The 16,824-nt window shown below is 50.4% G+C and carries 19 protein-coding genes and 3 pseudogenes; 8 read left to right on the top strand and 14 right to left on the bottom strand.

The window, feature by feature from the left end:
* Positions 1 to 106 precede the first annotated feature (106 nt).
* A pseudogene (locus ACJHWT_RS14625) lies at positions 107 to 706 on the bottom strand (porin); the annotation flags it as partial.
* A 647-nt stretch (positions 707 to 1,353) separates the two neighbouring features.
* On the opposite strand from ACJHWT_RS14625, the pseudogene drpB reads away from it, so the two are divergent.
* The 4 genes and pseudogenes from drpB (at position 1,354) to vsr (ending at position 4,306) form a co-directional block, all read left to right on the top strand.
* Positions 1,354 to 1,635: pseudogene (gene drpB, locus ACJHWT_RS14620) on the top strand (cell division protein DrpB).
* Between the two features lie 39 nt (positions 1,636 to 1,674).
* On the top strand, positions 1,675 to 2,370 hold the full coding sequence (locus tag ACJHWT_RS14615; RefSeq protein WP_000365598.1) for a phosphohydrolase: 696 nt from the start codon (positions 1,675 to 1,677) through the stop codon (positions 2,368 to 2,370).
* Positions 2,371 to 2,436: 66 nt separating this feature from the next.
* Positions 2,437 to 3,855: a DNA-cytosine methyltransferase gene (gene dcm / locus ACJHWT_RS14610; protein WP_001157247.1), complete on the top strand. Its 1,419-nt coding sequence runs from the start codon at positions 2,437 to 2,439 to the stop codon at positions 3,853 to 3,855.
* A complete protein-coding gene (vsr, locus tag ACJHWT_RS14605) occupies positions 3,836 to 4,306 on the top strand; it encodes a VSPR family DNA mismatch endonuclease (protein WP_000786003.1) in 471 nt (156 codons plus the stop codon). Before dcm ends, vsr begins: the two co-directional genes overlap by 20 nt.
* Here the strand turns inward: vsr and yedA are convergent.
* A complete protein-coding gene (gene yedA / locus ACJHWT_RS14600) occupies positions 4,295 to 5,215 on the bottom strand; it encodes a drug/metabolite exporter YedA (RefSeq protein WP_001212238.1) in 921 nt (306 codons plus the stop codon). The genes vsr and yedA overlap by 12 nt on opposite strands.
* Before the next feature lie 172 nt (positions 5,216 to 5,387).
* Between yedA and ACJHWT_RS14595 the strand changes: the two genes are divergently transcribed.
* The 3 genes and pseudogenes from ACJHWT_RS14595 (at position 5,388) to dgcQ (ending at position 8,431) form a co-directional block, all read left to right on the top strand.
* Complete coding sequence (locus tag ACJHWT_RS14595) at positions 5,388 to 6,305, top strand: DUF808 domain-containing protein (protein WP_000922683.1); 918 nt, start codon at positions 5,388 to 5,390, stop codon at positions 6,303 to 6,305.
* Positions 6,306 to 6,383: 78 nt separating this feature from the next.
* On the top strand, positions 6,384 to 6,566 hold the full coding sequence (locus ACJHWT_RS14590) for a YodC family protein (RefSeq protein ID WP_000009307.1): 183 nt from the start codon (positions 6,384 to 6,386) through the stop codon (positions 6,564 to 6,566).
* 170 nt (positions 6,567 to 6,736) lie between these two features.
* Positions 6,737 to 8,431: pseudogene (gene dgcQ / locus ACJHWT_RS14585) on the top strand (cellulose biosynthesis regulator diguanylate cyclase DgcQ).
* Here the strand turns inward: dgcQ and ACJHWT_RS14580 are convergent.
* Both ACJHWT_RS14580 and yodD read right to left on the bottom strand, forming a co-directional pair.
* Entirely contained in the window at positions 8,428 to 9,243 is an 816-nt protein-coding gene (locus ACJHWT_RS14580; RefSeq protein WP_000491522.1) for a mannosyl-3-phosphoglycerate phosphatase-related protein, read from the bottom strand. The pseudogene dgcQ and the gene ACJHWT_RS14580 sit on opposite strands and share 4 nt — an antisense overlap.
* 298 nt (positions 9,244 to 9,541) lie before the next feature.
* Positions 9,542 to 9,769, bottom strand: a complete 228-nt coding sequence (yodD, locus tag ACJHWT_RS14575; RefSeq protein ID WP_000844800.1) for a peroxide/acid resistance protein YodD — start codon at positions 9,767 to 9,769, stop codon at positions 9,542 to 9,544.
* Positions 9,770 to 9,931: 162 nt separating this feature from the next.
* Here yodD and dsrB point away from each other — a divergent pair, with 162 nt between their 5' ends.
* On the top strand, positions 9,932 to 10,120 hold the full coding sequence (gene dsrB, locus ACJHWT_RS14570; RefSeq protein WP_000867217.1) for a protein DsrB: 189 nt from the start codon (positions 9,932 to 9,934) through the stop codon (positions 10,118 to 10,120).
* Positions 10,121 to 10,163: 43 nt separating this feature from the next.
* On the opposite strand, the gene rcsA is transcribed toward dsrB, so the two are convergent.
* The 10 genes from rcsA to fliJ all read right to left on the bottom strand — a co-directional run bounded on the left by rcsA (position 10,164) and on the right by fliJ (position 16,810).
* Positions 10,164 to 10,787, bottom strand: a complete 624-nt coding sequence (gene rcsA / locus ACJHWT_RS14565; protein ID WP_000103987.1) for a transcriptional regulator RcsA — start codon at positions 10,785 to 10,787, stop codon at positions 10,164 to 10,166.
* 289 nt (positions 10,788 to 11,076) lie between these two features.
* Positions 11,077 to 11,862, bottom strand: coding sequence for a flagellar biosynthetic protein FliR (gene fliR, locus ACJHWT_RS14560; RefSeq protein ID WP_000983976.1), 786 nt, complete (start codon positions 11,860 to 11,862; stop codon positions 11,077 to 11,079).
* An 8-nt stretch (positions 11,863 to 11,870) separates the two neighbouring features.
* Entirely contained in the window at positions 11,871 to 12,140 is a 270-nt protein-coding gene (fliQ, locus tag ACJHWT_RS14555; protein ID WP_000187358.1) for a flagellar biosynthesis protein FliQ, read from the bottom strand.
* 9 nt (positions 12,141 to 12,149) lie between these two features.
* The gene (fliP, locus tag ACJHWT_RS14550; RefSeq protein ID WP_001253441.1) at positions 12,150 to 12,887 is read right to left on the bottom strand and encodes a flagellar type III secretion system pore protein FliP; all 738 of its coding nucleotides are present in this window, start codon (positions 12,885 to 12,887) and stop codon (positions 12,150 to 12,152) included.
* Positions 12,887 to 13,252 (bottom strand): flagellar biosynthetic protein FliO, encoded by a 366-nt coding sequence (gene fliO / locus ACJHWT_RS14545; protein WP_001059114.1) that lies wholly within the window; start codon positions 13,250 to 13,252, stop codon positions 12,887 to 12,889. Before fliO ends, fliP begins: the two co-directional genes overlap by 1 nt.
* A gap of 2 nt (positions 13,253 to 13,254) precedes the next feature.
* A complete protein-coding gene (fliN, locus tag ACJHWT_RS14540; protein WP_001282098.1) occupies positions 13,255 to 13,668 on the bottom strand; it encodes a flagellar motor switch protein FliN in 414 nt (137 codons plus the stop codon).
* Positions 13,665 to 14,669, bottom strand: a complete 1,005-nt coding sequence (gene fliM / locus ACJHWT_RS14535; protein ID WP_001295641.1) for a flagellar motor switch protein FliM — start codon at positions 14,667 to 14,669, stop codon at positions 13,665 to 13,667. The genes fliN and fliM overlap by 4 nt, the downstream gene beginning before the upstream one ends.
* A 4-nt stretch (positions 14,670 to 14,673) precedes the next feature.
* Positions 14,674 to 15,138, bottom strand: a complete 465-nt coding sequence (fliL, locus tag ACJHWT_RS14530; RefSeq protein WP_000133106.1) for a flagellar basal body-associated protein FliL — start codon at positions 15,136 to 15,138, stop codon at positions 14,674 to 14,676.
* Between the two features lie 104 nt (positions 15,139 to 15,242).
* Positions 15,243 to 16,370, bottom strand: coding sequence for a flagellar hook-length control protein FliK (locus ACJHWT_RS14525; protein ID WP_000620097.1), 1,128 nt, complete (start codon positions 16,368 to 16,370; stop codon positions 15,243 to 15,245).
* Complete coding sequence (gene fliJ / locus ACJHWT_RS14520) at positions 16,367 to 16,810, bottom strand: flagellar export protein FliJ (protein WP_000807584.1); 444 nt, start codon at positions 16,808 to 16,810, stop codon at positions 16,367 to 16,369. Before fliJ ends, ACJHWT_RS14525 begins: the two co-directional genes overlap by 4 nt.
* Positions 16,811 to 16,824: the final 14 nt, after the last annotated feature.

Here is a 16,824-nt window from a genome sequence, read left to right as displayed (position 1 = left end):
ACCATACGAATCGCCCTCTGACGGACTTCGGGGGAAAAACGAGTATTTTTAGTCATCCTGTTTACCTCTTTCTCAGGGAGTTTAGTCTCCAGGATTCCCGGGGCGGTTCAATAGTGTAAGTTACAGATAAACCATGGCCATCGCCATTTGCTTTGTAGTTGCCTGTACCTTCATTTTTACCCTGATATTGCAGAGCAAAATTTAGACCTTCAACCATGCCAAAGAAATCTGTGTTACGATAGGTTGCAACACCGTTGGTACGGTTGGTCATGAACAGGTCAGTACCAGCCCATGAATCACCGCCCCACTCAACAAACATATCAGTAAATGCTTCTGCATCATACGCGACACCGACATTACGACCATAGTCGAATGAACCAAAATCTTTGTAACTCAAACCAGCATAAGCCAAACGAGTTTGGTCAGGGTTGTGTCTGTTTGATGCTTCCAGGTCTAGTTCAAACTGACCGTAACCAGTCAATTCAGGGTTGATCTGAGTTTCACCTTTCACGCCTACACGGGCATAAGAGGTATCTTGAGAATTATCGCCTTTTTCACCATTTTCACGGTCGGTCAGAATGCGCTCACCAACCATCTTGCCGTACAGATCCAGTTTATTGCCATCTTTATTATAAATTTCAGCCGCATTTGCTGCGCCAGCAACTAATAACGCCGGGACCAGCATTGCCAGAACTTTTCTTTTCATTATGTATTCCCTTGTGATTATAATCTTCATGAATATATCAATAAGTGCCGTTATCCAAAAAAAGCACATTTGGATACTATTCTATGAAGTTCATTTTATTTTAAAGATTACATGCAACAAATATATTTAAAAGATTTCAAAATGTTTCTAATCTATTTAATATAATTCAGAATTATGAATTCTAAACATAAGTATTCATGAAAATTATCAATTCATATCAATATATTATGAGTTTAGCGGAAAGATAGGGGGTATCAATGATTGATGCGCTAAACGGCTGGTGTGATCACGCGCACATTAATGAAGGCATAAAAAAGCCGGCATCATGCCGGCCCAAAAAATATAAACAAGACGATAAAAGGCTAATAACGGAGGCATCATGACACAGAAAAATAAAAAGGTATAATTGTATTCAGTGCTAATATATTGATTAAATGAATTAATAAAGCCGATATCAAAGATAAATAAAATCGCTCAAAACGATTTTTCCTGTATTCACTGCCGTTGCGCAAAATTTATCTATTTTTTCAAAAAATGATTGAGTCTTGACTGGCTCATTCAATGTGGAAAAATGTGACTTTTATCACATAATAGTACTAAGTCTGAATTTTCCGGGTTATCTCAAAATGGAATACGGTTCGACAAAGATGGAAGAGAGGCTCTCTCGCAGCCCTGGTGGCAAACTGGCTTTGTGAGCTTTCTATACATGGTGTGGCTATTTCGTCTGGGCAATGGCGCGTTACATCTGGGTGATGAGCCGGATCCCCGATGCCCCCGTGTCGGGATTTGAAAGCGATTTAGGCTCTACCGCGGGAAAGTGGTTAGGGGCACTGGTCGGATTTTTATTTATGGCTCTGGTCGGGGCATTGTTAGGCAGCATTGCCTGGTACACCCGACCTCGTCCCGCACGTAGCAGACGCTATGAATAAAAACTGCTAAGGTGGCGACTCTTTGGCAACGGAGCGCGTATGGACTTACAACACTGGCAGACACAGTTCGAAAACTGGTTGAAAAACCATCATCAGCACCAGGACGCGGCCCATGACGTGTATCATTTTCGCCGCGTCTGGGCTACGGCACAGAAGCTGGCGGCAGATGATGACGTCGATATGCTGGTGATTTTAACCGCCTGTTATTTCCACGATATTGTGAGCCTGGCGAAAAATCATCCGCAACGGCAGCGTTCTTCAATCCTGGCGGCAGAAGAGACGCGTCGCCTGCTCCGTGAAGAGTTCGAGCAATTTCCGGCGGAGAAAATCGAGGCCGTTTGTCATGCCATTGCCGCTCACAGTTTCAGCGCGCAAATCGCCCCCTTAACAACGGAAGCTAAAATCGTCCAGGATGCGGATCGGCTGGAAGCCCTGGGGGCGATTGGCCTGGCGCGCGTGTTTGCCGTTTCAGGGGCATTGGGCGTGGCGCTGTTTGATGGCGAAGATCCGTTCGCACAGTATCGCCCGCTTGATGATAAACGCTACGCGCTGGATCATTTCCAGACTAAGTTGCTGAAGCTACCGCAAACCATGCAAACCGTAAGAGGCAAGCAGCTGGCGCAGCACAACGCGCAATTTTTAGTCGAGTTTATGGCGAAGCTCAGTGCCGAACTGGCGGGGGAGAATGAAGGTGTCGATCACAAGGTGATAGATGCGTTTTCACCTGCGGGCTGAGCGCGTGGCCCTAAATGGCTGTAATTATGTTAACCTGTCGGCCATCTCAGATGGCCGGTTAAATCTATGCAGGAAAATATATCAGTAACCGATTCATACAGCACCGGGAATGCCGCACAGGCAATGCTGGAGAAACTGCTGCAAATTTATGATGTTAAAACGCTGGTGGCGCAGCTTAATGGTGTGGGTGAGAATCACTGGAGCGCGGCAATTTTAAAACGTGCGCTGGCGAATGACTCGGCATGGCACCGTTTAAGTGAGAAAGAGTTCGCCCATCTGCAAACGTTGTTACCCAAACCACCGGCACATCATCCGCATTATGCGTTTCGCTTTATCGATCTATTTGCCGGAATTGGCGGTATCCGTCGCGGTTTTGAATCGATTGGCGGACAATGCGTGTTTACCAGCGAATGGAACAAACATGCGGTACGCACTTATAAAGCCAACCATTATTGCGACCCGGCGACGCATCATTTTAATGAAGATATCCGCGACATAACCCTCAGCCATAAAGAAGGTGTGAGTGATGAGGCGGCGGCGGAACATATTCGTCAACACATTCCTGAACACGATGTTTTACTGGCCGGTTTCCCTTGTCAGCCATTTTCGCTGGCTGGCGTATCGAAAAAGAACTCGCTCGGGCGGGCGCACGGTTTTGCCTGCGATACTCAGGGCACGCTGTTCTTTGATGTGGTGCGCATTATCGACGCGCGTCGTCCGGCGATGTTTGTGCTCGAAAACGTCAAAAACCTGAAAAGCCACGACCAGGGTAAAACGTTCCGCATCATCATGCAGACGCTGGACGAACTGGGCTATGACGTGGCTGATGCAGAAGATAACGGGCCGGACGATCCGAAAATCATCGATGGTAAACATTTTCTGCCGCAGCACCGTGAACGCATCGTGCTGGTGGGTTTTCGTCGCGATCTTAATCTGAAAGCCGATTTTACTCTGCGTGATATCAGCGGATGTTTCCCTGCGCAGCGAGTGACGCTGGCGCAGCTGCTGGATCCGATGGTCGAGGCGAAATATATCCTGACGCCGGTACTGTGGAAGTACCTCTATCGATATGCGAAAAAACATCAGGCGCGCGGTAACGGCTTCGGTTATGGAATGGTTTATCCGAACAATCCGCAAAGCGTCACCCGTACGCTGTCTGCGCGTTATTACAAAGATGGCGCGGAAATTTTAATCGATCGCGGATGGGATATGGCCACGGGTGAAAAAGACTTTGACGATCCGCTGAATCAGCAACATCGTCCACGTCGGTTAACGCCTCGGGAATGCGCGCGCTTAATGGGTTTTGAAGCGCCGGGAGAAGCGAAATTCCGCATTCCGGTTTCGGACACTCAGGCCTATCGCCAGTTCGGTAACTCGGTGGTCGTGCCGGTCTTTGCCGCGGTGGCAAAACTGCTTGAGCCAAAAATCAAACAGGCGGTGGCGTTGCGTCAGCAAGAGGCACAACATGGCCGACGTTCACGATAAGGCCACTCGCAGCAAAAATATGCGCGCGATTGCCACGCGTGATACGGCGATAGAGAAGCGCCTCGCCAGTCTGTTAACCGGGCAGGGCCTGGCATTTCGCGTTCAGGACGCCAGTCTGCCCGGACGTCCGGATTTTGTCGTTGATGAATATCGTTGCGTGATATTTACCCACGGCTGCTTCTGGCACCATCATCACTGCTATCTGTTTAAAGTGCCTGCGACTCGAACTGAGTTCTGGCTGGAGAAGATAGGTAAAAATGTTGAGCGCGATCGCCGCGATATCAGTCGCTTGCAGGAGCTCGGCTGGCGCGTACTGATTGTCTGGGAGTGTGCGTTACGTGGGCGCGAGAAGCTGACGGATGAAGCGCTTATCGAGCGTCTGGAAGAGTGGATCTGCGGCGAAGGTGCCAGCGCGCAGATCGACACGCAGGGGATTCATTTACTCGCTTGATGCGTCCTGAATAACTGGCGCAACTACGGGTTTTGCCGGAAAGAGATATTTTCCCAACGTGACCAGTACCACCGCGAAGACAATTACGCCGAGCGCCAGCCATTCAATCTTCGACAGCGTTTCTCCGCCCAGTCCCGTACCCAGCAAGACCGCGACCACCGGGTTAACGTAGGCGTAGCTGGTGGCGAGAGCCGGACTGACGTTGCGGATTAAATACATATAAGCGTTAATGGCGATAATCGAACCAAACAGCGCCAGATAGCCGACCGCAAGGAAGCCTGAAAGGGAAGGGAGTGCCGTCAGTTTTTCACCTGCAATCATCGACGCGATCATTAACACCACGCCTGCCGCCAGCATCTCAATCGCACCCGCCATCATCCCTACAGGTAAGGTAATGCGCGAGCCATAAACCGAGCCAAACGCCCAGCTAATCGAGCCGATTAAAATCAGAATCGCGCCCCACGGATTGCCGCTTAAATTTCCACCGCTATTGAGCATGATGATTCCGGCAAGCCCAATGGCGATACCCACCCATTCCAGTTTGCGCGTTTTAATGCCAAACAGGCGGCTGAAGCACAGGGTAAAGAGGGGCACGGTTGCAACCACAACGGCGGCGATGCCGGAAGGAACATTTTGATGCTCGGCAACCGTCACCATGCCATTACCGACAGCCAGCAATAACAGGCCAATCACCGCGGCATTGAGCAGCGGACGTAGCGGGGGGAGTTTGTGTCCGCGCAGTAGCAAAAATGCCAGCAATAAAATACCGGCTGCCAGGAATCGAACGCCCGCCATCATTAACGGAGGCCAGCTTTCCACGCCAATCCGAATGACAAAATAGGTTGAGCCCCAAATGATATACAACGCAAACAGCGCGCCAAAAAGCGGTAACAACTGGCGGAAACGCATAATCCCTCACGGTGGAAATAAAAAGGTGGTTCATAGTAAACGTGAAAATCATTCTGCTGGCGAGAGATATAATTGCACTTGATTGTTAAAAAAATGTTGACCTGTGAAGCAAGTATCAGAGCTGCCGTTTTTGCTTCATACTTACAACCTTCAACAATAAAAATGAGAGGGAATGCTTTTGGCCGGGAGTAGTTTACTGACGTTGCTCGATGATATCGCCACACTACTGGACGATATCTCCGTGATGGGCAAACTGGCGGCGAAGAAAACCGCCGGTGTATTAGGGGATGACTTATCGCTCAATGCGCAACAAGTTTCAGGCGTGCGGGCCAACCGGGAACTTCCCGTGGTCTGGGGCGTGGCGAAAGGATCGCTGATTAATAAAGTGATTCTGGTGCCGCTGGCGCTGATCATCAGTGCGTTTATCCCGTGGGCGATTACGCCTCTGTTGATGATTGGTGGCGCGTTTCTCTGCTTTGAAGGAGTAGAGAAAGTGCTGCATATGCTGGAGGCGCGTAAACATAAAGAAGATCCGGCGCAGAGCCAGCAGCGTCTGGAGAAGCTGGCGGCGCAGGATCCGCTGAAGTTTGAAAAGGACAAAATAAAAGGGGCGATTCGTACCGATTTTATATTGTCTGCCGAAATCGTCGCCATCACGCTGGGGATTGTGGCCGAAGCGCCGTTGCTTAATCAGGTGCTGGTGCTTTCAGGCATCGCGCTGGTAGTGACCGTGGGCGTCTACGGTCTGGTAGGGGTTATCGTTAAGATTGATGACCTGGGGTATTGGCTGGCGGAAAAATCCAGCGCGCTGATGCAGGCATTAGGTAAAGGGTTATTGATCATTGCGCCCTGGTTGATGAAGGCGTTATCGATTGTCGGCACGCTGGCGATGTTCCTCGTCGGCGGCGGTATTGTGGTACATGGTATTGCGCCGCTGCATCACGCCATTGAACATTTCGCCGGGCAGCAAAGTGCAGTGGTGGCGATGATATTACCGACTGTTTTAAATCTGATTCTTGGATTTATCATCGGCGGCATCGTGGTGCTGGGAGTGAAAGCCGTAGCGAAAATGCGCGGTCAGGCACATTAATACTCGCACAGGCTATTATGCAAAATTCGCCATCTTCAACTAAGGTGAACAAGTTTCACTCGAAAAAAGGAGGCGAGTATGAGCTTTATGGTTAGTGAGGAAGTTACGGTTAAAGAGGGCGGCCCGCGGATGATTGTCACTGGATACTCCAGCGGTATGGTTGAGTGTCGTTGGTATGACGGTTACGGGGTCAAGCGGGAAGCTTTTCATGAAACCGAGCTTGTTCCGGGGGAGGGGAGTCGTTCTGCGGAAGAAGTTTGAAAGGGTATCATTAACACCAGGCCGGATCACTTCCGGCCTGGTGTGCCAATGCCTGCAATGAATGATAGTCGCGTCTTATCATGCCACCATTATAAAATTATCGCTGTTTTGCGGTACGCTATCGCCAGGTTATGCCAGAATCATAAAAAAGCAGGTGGGGAGTCGTCAGGGTGCAGCACGAGACAAAAATGGAAAACCAGAGCTGGTTGAAAAAACTCGCACGCCGCCTGGGGCTTGGTCATATCGTTAATCTCTGCTTTATCGTGGTATTGCTTTTTTCCACCTTGCTGACCTGGCGTGAAGTGGTAGTGCTGGAAGATGCCTATATCTCCAGCCAGCGTAATCATCTGGAAAACGTAGCCAACGCGCTCGATAAGCATTTGCAGTATAACGTCGACAAACTGATCTTTTTGCGTAATGGCATGTGCGAAGCTCTCGTAGCGCCACTGGATTTCACCTCTCTGCGTGATGCTGTAACCGAGTTCGAACAGCATCGCGACGAGCACGCCTGGCAAATCGAACTCAACCGACGACGCACCCTGCCAGTCAATGGCGTGTCGGATGCATTAGTCAGCGAGGGGAATCTCCTGTCTCGCGAAAATGAAAGCCTCGACAATGAAATTACCGCTGCACTGGAAGTTGGTTACTTGCTGCGACTGGCACACAACTCCTCGTCGATGGTAGAACAGGCGATGTATGTCTCGCGTGCCGGATTTTACGTTTCGACGCAGCCGACCTTGTTTACGCGCAATGTTCCAACGCGTTATTACGGCTATGTCACCCAACCCTGGTTTATTGGCCATTCACAACGAGAAAATCGTCACCGCGCGGTACGCTGGTTCACTTCGCAACCGGAACACGCCAGCAATACTGAACCGCAGGTTACCGTCAGTGTTCCGGTAGACAGTAATAACTACTGGTATGGCGTGCTGGGGATGAGTATTCCCGTGCGTACTATGCAGCAATTTTTAAGAAACGCCATCGATAAAAACCTCGATGGTGAGTATCAGCTCTATGACAGTAAGCTGAGATTTTTGACCTCTTCCAATCCTGACCATCCAACAGGGAATATTTTTGATCCTCGTGAACTGGCCTTGCTGGCGTAGGCAATGGAACATGACACGCGGGGCGGCATTCGTATGGACAGTCGCTATGTTAGCTGGGAACGTCTGGACCATTTCGACGGTGTGCTGGTGCGCGTCCATACGTTAAGCGAAGGCGTGCGCGGCGATTTCGGCAGTATCAGCATTGCATTAACCCTGCTGTGGGCGCTCTTTACCACCATGTTACTCATCTCCTGGTATGTGATTCGCCGGATGGTCAGCAACATGTATGTTCTGCAAAGTTCGTTGCAGTGGCAGGCGTGGCACGACACCTTAACCCGTTTATATAATCGTGGCGCACTGTTCGAAAAAGCCCGTCCGCTCGCTAAATTGTGTCAGACGCACCAACATCCTTTTTCTGTCATTCAGGTCGATCTTGACCATTTTAAAGCGATTAATGACCGCTTTGGTCATCAGGCGGGCGACCGTGTTCTTTCTCATGCTGCCGGATTAATTAGCAGTTCCTTGCGTGCGCAGGACGTTGCCGGGCGGGTCGGTGGTGAGGAGTTTTGTGTGATTCTGCCAGGCGCGAGTCTGACGGAGGCTGCGGAAGTCGCAGAACGTATTCGCCTGAAGTTAAATGAAAAAGAGATGTTGATTGCTAAGAGTACGACGATACGCATCAGTGCCTCGTTGGGGGTAAGTAGCAGCGAGGAAACCGGTGATTATGATTTTGAACAATTCCAGTCACTGGCCGACCGTCGGCTTTATCTCGCTAAACAGGCTGGGCGTAATCGGGTATTCGCGAGCGATAACGCTTAACGGGCGGAGAAAAAATGGTCCAGCCCTTCACGCCATCCTTCCGGTCCTTCACGCTGCGTTCGCCAGACGCGGGCCGGATCCTCATCATGCAGATGCACCCCTTCACGGTTTAGCCCTTTCACAATCACCGCGTAATCCATTACCTCCAGTAAGGGCGCATCGTTTGGCCCATCGCCCAGGCCAAGTGTGGTTGGGCGTTTGCCTGACAATTGTTGATAGGTCGCGATAATCCAGTTGGCAGCCTGATCTTTTCCGGCAGAGGCATCCAGGACGTGCCAGAAGCGCGCACCTTGCATAAACTGTAAGCCCAGTTCGTTCAGACGAGCGGTAAATTGTGCCATACGCTCGTCACTGTCGCGCCAGATTAGCGTTACCGACGCCTCATGAAGCTGCGTCAGCGCCGCCTGGCTACGGCTTAATCCCGTCCATTCGGCGATAGTTGCATCGTCGACATCATCAAAAGTCGTGAATTTAAAATGTTCTTTCTCGCGTAGCGTATTTAAAACCTGGCTGATTTCGCCATGGCTAATACCTGAGATGATGCGTGGAAAACCGTCTATCTCCTGCCATTGCTCAGCAAGCTGGATCACTGCGCCATTTTCGGCAATCAGCGGTAAACCTTGTAGCCCCAACGTTTTTTGCAAGTACAGCATTTCCGCTGATGTTTTACTGCTACAGAGAATGACGGGAACATTTGCTTCGCGTAAACGGGTGAGCCAGGGGGCTGCCGGTTGCCAGTCATAACTATGACTGTCCAGCAGGGTGCCATCAAGATCGCTAAAAACCAGTAGTGGTTGTTGAATTGAAAACATAGTCGCGCAGTACTCCCCTTACCAGGATGATTCTCAAAACAGCACAAATTATCAAAGATGATTTTGTTCGGGAGCGATCCCGCTGACGCCAGAGCCACCAAGGGGTGACGTGCGTCACATTTCTATTCATAAGTAGCGTTAATCATTCATATAGCGAATATTTTCTTGTCAGCGAAAAAAATTGCGGATAAGGTGATGAACACATCAGATTTCCTGGTGTAACGAATTTTTTAAGTGCTTCTTGCTTAAGCAAGTTTCATCCCGACCCCCTCAGGGTCGGGATTTTTTTATTGTGCATTCAACGATTCACCTCAGAGACGCTGAAGTCATGAATATCCAGTTCGAAGGCATCCGCCAATTCACGCCATGTATGATATTCACGTCCATCGACGCTAACGTGTTCAGAATCGTTCTGGCTGCGATGAACTTCGCTTTCGCTAATTTCATTGATCGCCGCCAGCAGGGCATCGACATCGACGCTGACCTCACGTTTTGCGGTATCGCTGTACTCTTTTGCGGTTTTCATCATCTTTCCTCGCAACCGTTACTCTGTTGTTGCCGCCAGTCGTTAAGTCCGCCTGGCATCACTTAAGTATAGACCGTCGAGAAAATCAGCACTCGCGCGCGCCTGGCGCTGCCAGAAAAACGAAATTGTTCTACACTGGCACAAAGGCACAGGAGGAAAACGATGAAGGTGAATGATCGGGTAACAGTCAAAACGGATGGCGGTCCGCGTCGTCCTGGCGTGGTACTGGCAGTTGAGGAGTTTAGTGAAGGCACAATGTACCTGGTTTCGCTGGAAGACTACCCGCTCGGCATCTGGTTTTTTAATGAAGCAGGGCATCAGGACGGTATCTTTGTGGAGAAAGCAGAGTAATCTTATTCAGCCTGACTGGTGGGAAACCACCAGTCAGAATGTGTTAGCGCATGTTGACAAAAATACCATTAGTCACATTATCCGTCAGTCGGACGACATGGTAGATAACCTGTTTATTATGCGTTTTGATCTTACGTTTAATATTACCTTTATGCGATGAAACGGTCTTGGCTTTGATATTCATTTGGTCAGAGATTTGAATGGTTCCCTGACCTGCCATCCACATTCGCAACATACTCGATTCGGTTCGGCTCAATGATAACGTCGGCATATTTAAAAACGAGGTTATCGTTGTCTCTTTTTTCAGAATATCGCCAAGGATATCGTCGAGAGATTCCGGTTTAATCGATTTAGAACTTATCAATAAATTTTTTCTGACCAATAGATATTCATCAAAATGAACATTGGCAATTGCCATAAAAACGATAAATAACGTATTGGGATGTTGATTAATGATGTGCTTGATGTGCTGACTGTTAGAAGCATCATGGATGAAACAGTCCTCATTAATAAACACCACTGAAGGGCGCTGTGAATCACAAGCTATGGCAAGGTCATCAACGGTTTCAATGTCGTTGATTTCTCTTTTTTTAACCCCTCTACTCAACAGATACCCGGTTAAACCTAGTCGGGTGTAACTACATAAATCCATAATAATCGTTGACATGGCATACCCTCACTCAATGCGTAACGATAATTCCCCTTACCTGAATATTTCATCATGACTAAACGGAACAACATGGGTCACCTAATGCGCCACTCTCGCGATTTTTCAGGCGGACTTACTATCCCGTAAAGTGTTGTATAATTTGCCTGGAATTGTCTTAAAGTAAAGTAAATGTTGCGATATGTGAGTGAGCTTAAAACAAATATTTCGCTGCAGGAGTATCTTGGAAGATGTTCGTAGGTATTATTTTTCGGATAATCCTTAGGATAACATGATAAACGTTACGGAATTATATTAATGGCAATTCACTAATAATATCAGCCAGCAAATTAAAAATTTCACTGAATAAATGTTCGCAAAAAGGCGCAATTAACGGCATTAATGCCGCCATTAAAGAGATACCGACAGTCAGAGTTAATGGAAATCCAATAACAAAAATGGATAATTGCGGGGCCATACGATTCAGTAAACCTAATGCCAGATTCAGGGTCAGCAGCAGAGTAATGAGCGGTAACGCCAGCATCAGCCCGTTAAGGAAAATCAAACTCCCTGCTTTGGTGAGTGCCAGAAACGCATTGCTGTTCAACGGTTCGCCACCAATAGGCAGGGTGTGAAAGGTATCGACCAGCAGTGAAATCAACCATAAATGACCGTTAAATGTCAGGAACAGCAGTAACGCCAGCATATCCATGATACGCGCTAAAACGGGCATATTGAGATGGCTGGCCGGATCGACAAACGTCGCAAATGACAGCCCCATTTGCAGACCGATAATTTCGCCAGCGGTTCGCACAGCGGCAAAGGCAAATTGCATGGTAAAACCAAGCGCAATGCCGATCAGGATCTGCTGCACGGCCAGCCACAGAGCAAAGAACGAAAAAACAGGAACATCGTTGGCAGGTAATGATGGGGCAATGGCGAACGTGATCATCATTGCCAGCCCCAGTTTTACCCGTTTCGGCACGCTGCGTTCGCTCAGAATTGGTGCGGTAGAAATGAGCGCCAGCACGCGCAGTAACGGCCAGAAGTACAGGCTTAACCAGGAAAGCCATTGATCGCTTGTCACCTGCATCATTGTACGGCCTACCCGATGATATACGGCAGGTTAGTGAACAAGGTGCGGACGTAATCCAGCAACAGATTGAGCATCCACGGTCCGGCAATAATAATGGCGATAAATACGGCGATGATTTTCGGAATAAACGACAGCGTCATTTCGTTAATCTGGGTGGCGGCCTGCAAAATACTGATGATAAGACCCGTGACCAGCGCCACCAGCAACAGCGGGGCAGCCAGTGCCAGCGCGACTTTCATCGCTTCAGTCCCCATCATCATGACCGATTCAGGTGTCATTTTGCCTCTCTAGCTGTAAAAGCTCTGCGCCAGCGAACCGACCAGCAATTGCCAACCATCCACCAGTACAAACAGCATCAGTTTAAAGGGCAGAGCAATGGTGGCTGGGGGAACCATCATCATCCCCAATGCCATCAACACGCTGGCAATCACCAGGTCGATAATCAAAAAAGGAATGAAAATCGTGAAGCCTATCTGAAATGCGGTTTTCAACTCGCTGGTCACGTAGGCCGGGAGCAAAATGCGCATCGGCACGGCTTCAGGTCCCTGCAACGGGCCGGTATTCGCCAGTCTGGCAAACAACCCTAAATCCGCCTCGCGGGTCTGACGCAGCATAAACTCACGCAGCGGCTGCGCCCCTTTTTCCAGCGCCTCCTGCATTGAGATTTTCTCTTCGCTAAATGGCTGGTACGCATCGACATAAATTTTGTCGATCACCGGTGACATAATAAAAAAGGTCAAAAACAGTGCCAGCCCCAGCAATACCTGGTTAGGTGGCGCGGAGGGTGTTCCCAGCGCGTTACGCAATAAACCAAAAACAATGATGATGCGGGTGAAACTGGTCATCATCAGTAAAATTGCCGGAATAAACGTCAACGAGGTGATGAACACCAGCGTCTGCACCGGGAGCGACCAGCTTTGTCCACCGCCAGGCAGCGGCTGGCTGGTGATACCCGGCAGTTGCGCGAAGGCGAGGGGCGTAATCAGCCAGAGAAGGACAGGTGCGACAGACAATAAACGACGCATCAGGATCTCCCGCTACGCTTAAGCAAATTTTTCATGACCGACTGAAAATCGGTCTGCGGTATCTCTTCTGTTGGTGCTGAAGGGGGAAGTTTATGCAGCAGATTGATTTGCCCTGCGGTAACGCCGAGCACCAGCCGTGCATCTTCCACATCGACCACCACAACCCGTTCACGCGCGCCCAGCGAAGCACTGGCGCTAATTTTCAGACCGTTAACGCCAGTGCGTTTAGGGGCAAATCCCAGCCGTTTTATCAGCCAGGCAGCAGCGAGGATCAGGGCAATAATGGTGATGAGTGCGCCGCTCACCTGCAGCAGTGGCGCAGCAGAAACCGGCGCGGAAGATTGCACAGTAGCGTGGTTATTCATCACTAACGGCTCAGGCGACGCATTCGCTCAGACGGAGTAATGATATCGGTGATCCGCACGCCATATTTATCGGCAACGACCACCACTTCGCCCTGGGCGATTAAATAACCGTTGATCAGAATATCCAGTGGTTCGCCCGCCAGACCGTCCAGCGCCACGACGGACCCTTGCGTCAGACGCAACAGCTCTTTGATGGTCATCCGCGTACGGCCCAGTTCGACGGTCAGCTTGACCGGAATATCCATAATCAGGTCGATATCCTGCAACGTTCCGCTGACATCACCACCGCCAAATTGCTGGAACACCGCGTCGGCAGCGCTTTTGCTGCTGGTTGATTTTTGTTCGCTCAACGCTTCAGCCCACAGATCGTCCATTGCGCCGTTGTTGTCATCGGCCGGATTATTCATGTCACTCATTTGGGCTGTTCCTCGTTCAGAGAATTTAAAATCGGGTTAATCAAATGTTCTATCCGTAACGCATACTGACCGTTGAGAGTGCCGTACTGACTGGTCAGCACCGGGACGCCGTCAACATGGGCGATGATGCGGTCGGGTTTTTCTATCGGCAGGACGTCGCCGGGTTTCAGTTTTAAAATCTGCGACAGGCGTAGCGAGATATCGGCAAAGTTGGCGACCAACTCCAGCTGTGAATGCTGCACCTGGCGCACCAGGTTATCGCGCCAGTTCTGATCTTCATTACGCGAGTTTTCCAGCGGCGGGTTAACCAACAATTCCCGTAGCGGCTCGATCATGCTGAATGGCAGGCAGATATTAAATTCGCCGGTCAGGTTGCCAATCTCCACATGGAACGGCGTGTTAACCACAATGTCGTTCGGCGAGGTGGTGATATTGGTAAATTTCACCTGCATTTCCGAACGCACGTACTCAACTTCCAGCGGATTAATCGCCTTCCAGGCGTCGCTATAGCCTTCAAGCGCCAGCTTTAACATGCGGTTGATGACGCGCTGTTCGGTATGGGTAAACTCGCGACCTTCCACTTTGGTCGGGAAGCGTCCATCGCCGCCAAACAGGTTATCCACGGCGATAAACACCAGACTCGGTGAAAACACCACCAGCCCTGTGCCGCGCAGCGGTTTCAGATGGATAAGGTTCAGGTTGGTCGGCACCGGCAGGTTGCGGGCAAATTCATGGTACGGCTGAATGCGGATGGCCCCGACGGTTATATCCGGGCTACGACGCAGCAGGTTGAACAGCCCCATACGAAAATGGCGGGCAAAGCGCTCATTAATGATTTCCAGCGCCTGCAAACGTTCGCGCACAACCCGTCGTTGGGTATTCGGATCGTACGGACGAATGTCACTTTCGCCGCTAACACTGGCTGTCGGTTCGTCTTTGACTTCGCTGTCACCATTCAACAGCGCATCAATTTCAGCTTGAGAAAGAATACTATCGCCCATGTCGTTATCGCAGAATAAAAGCGGTATACAGCACGTCGGTGACATCCTGTTTCGGTTGCCCGGCAACAAGCGGGGTGGAAAGCGTGGTTTTAATCTCGGCAATCAGGTTTTTCTTGCCTTCTTCTGTCGCCAGTACGGCAGCATCCTGACGCGAAAACAGTAACAGCAAACGGCTACGGACTTCCGGCAAATACTCACTCAGCCGCGAGCGGGTAGCTTCATCTTTCAGGCGCAGGGTTATGCCGATATAAAGTACGCGATCTGCATCGCCCAGATTGACCGTAAAGGTATCCAGCGCATAGAAGACCGGGGAGGGCACGACGCGTTGCTGCGCTTTGTCGTCAGCGGCAACCTGATGCGAATGCCAGTAGCTGTAACCTGCGCTGGCACAGGCCGCGAGGGTAATGAATACCAGAATCGGGATCCAAAGCGATCGCTTGCTTTTCTTGCTTATCGCGTAATCAGTCATGTGTTGCGGTCTTCCTGTGTCGCTACTGCTTATCGGCTAATTATCCTGCGTCTTGAGCGCAACAAAGCGGGGAAAAGACGCGGATTACGGTGCTACCTCTGACGTTAGGCGAAAATATCAACGCCGCTGTTGCCTGTTACACGTACTTGTAAAGAGACGGGAACCGGAAGCGTATCGTCGTCTTCCCCCGCCAGAGGTTCATGGTTTGCTGTGCGTTGGCTTTGCTGTTGCTGGGAAGCGGCCTGCTGCTGACCACTAAAGCTTTCGCCACTGATGTTGCTTTGCCCTAACTGAATGCCACTTTCGGCCAGCTGCGTTCGCAGTACCGGAAGCGCTGCTTCCAGGGCGGCGCGTACGTGTTGATGCGGTGAAACCATCTGGATTTGCGCCTGGTTATCATCCACTTTGAGGGAGATTTGCACTTCACCTAAATCCTGCGGGTGCAGACGCAACTCTGCACTTTGTTGCCCCTGGCGGGTGAACAGCGAAATATGCTGGCTTAATGATTGTTGCCATTCGTGAGAACCCAGCGGTGCACTCAACACAGGCGCGGCGACGGTGGGCAGTGGCTGTGTCTGGTGTGGAGTGATTAGCGGGCTGGCGGCAGCGGTCACCGGTGAAGGTGTGCTGATGACTTCCGCTTTACTCTGGGCTTCTGCTACCAGCGGTGTTAATGGCTGAGCTGGCGTGCCGGGGGCATCATCAGGCTGTGCTGTTGTGAGTTGCGCAGAAGTCAGTTTTGTGAAGAGCGTTGGTTTCTCTGCCGGTAACACGGTTGACGGCACATCAGTCACTTTGGGCGTATTGTCAAAACCCGGCAACATCGCAAAAAGGGCGCTCAGGCTTGCGGTGACGTCTTCATTCAGATCATCCGCTTTTTCGTCTTTTGCCGTATTGTTGCCAGCCACCGCAGCCAACGTCATCGTTTGAGCGGTGGTTAATGGTGTTGATGTGGATTGTTCGTCGTTGATGACAGGCGGTGTTTCATCCACAGGGATCAGTAAATCCGCTTGTTGCGCATCGGCAAGAATCTCGCTGACCAGCGGCTCGCCTTTTGTCGTGGGCTTATCTGTTGCCACCAGCAACTGGGGGGCCGCTTTGTCGGTAGTTGTCTCGCCTGCTAATGCTTCGCTCAACAACGCGAGAAAATCTTGTGCAGCATCGCTGGCTTTGCCGCCAGGCAATGTGGTGGTGTCAACGTCGGCGGTAATCAAGGGCGCTAAGCGAATCATTCAGGTTTCCTCATGGCGGCGCGCTGGGCGAACTCATCCATCTTTTTCTGATCGAGGCGGTTTTCTGCAAGCAGTGCCGCCGTGGATTGCCGTTCCTGCAGTGTCTGCCAGGCCTGCAAACGTTGTTTCTTTTCTCGCCAGCTGTTCAGGGCAATGTCAACTTTCTGCGTCCACTGATTAAGTTGCTGGCGATGCTGAGTAATGGCTTTTTCCAACGTCTGGATAAACTGCTGATAGTTGATCCAGCGGTTGCTGGTCATCCCGGCACTCATATCGCTATTGAGGTTATTGCGATATTCATTCTGATAATCGATCAGCATTTTGAGCTGTTCTTCCGCCTGCTGACATCCGCGACGCATTTCACCCAGCAGGCGCGCGGCATCCTCTACCTCTTTTTCTGCCAGATCTTTCAGGGTCGCCAGCGCACCATGTTCTGCCATCTGCCGTTATCTCC

This window comes from Escherichia sp. WS338, from assembly GCF_046486405.1.
Classification (GTDB): Bacteria; Pseudomonadota; Gammaproteobacteria; order Enterobacterales; family Enterobacteriaceae; genus Escherichia; species Escherichia coli.
Note: the sequence above shows the minus strand (reverse complement) of the source record. Positions and strands in the feature narration are given on the sequence as shown.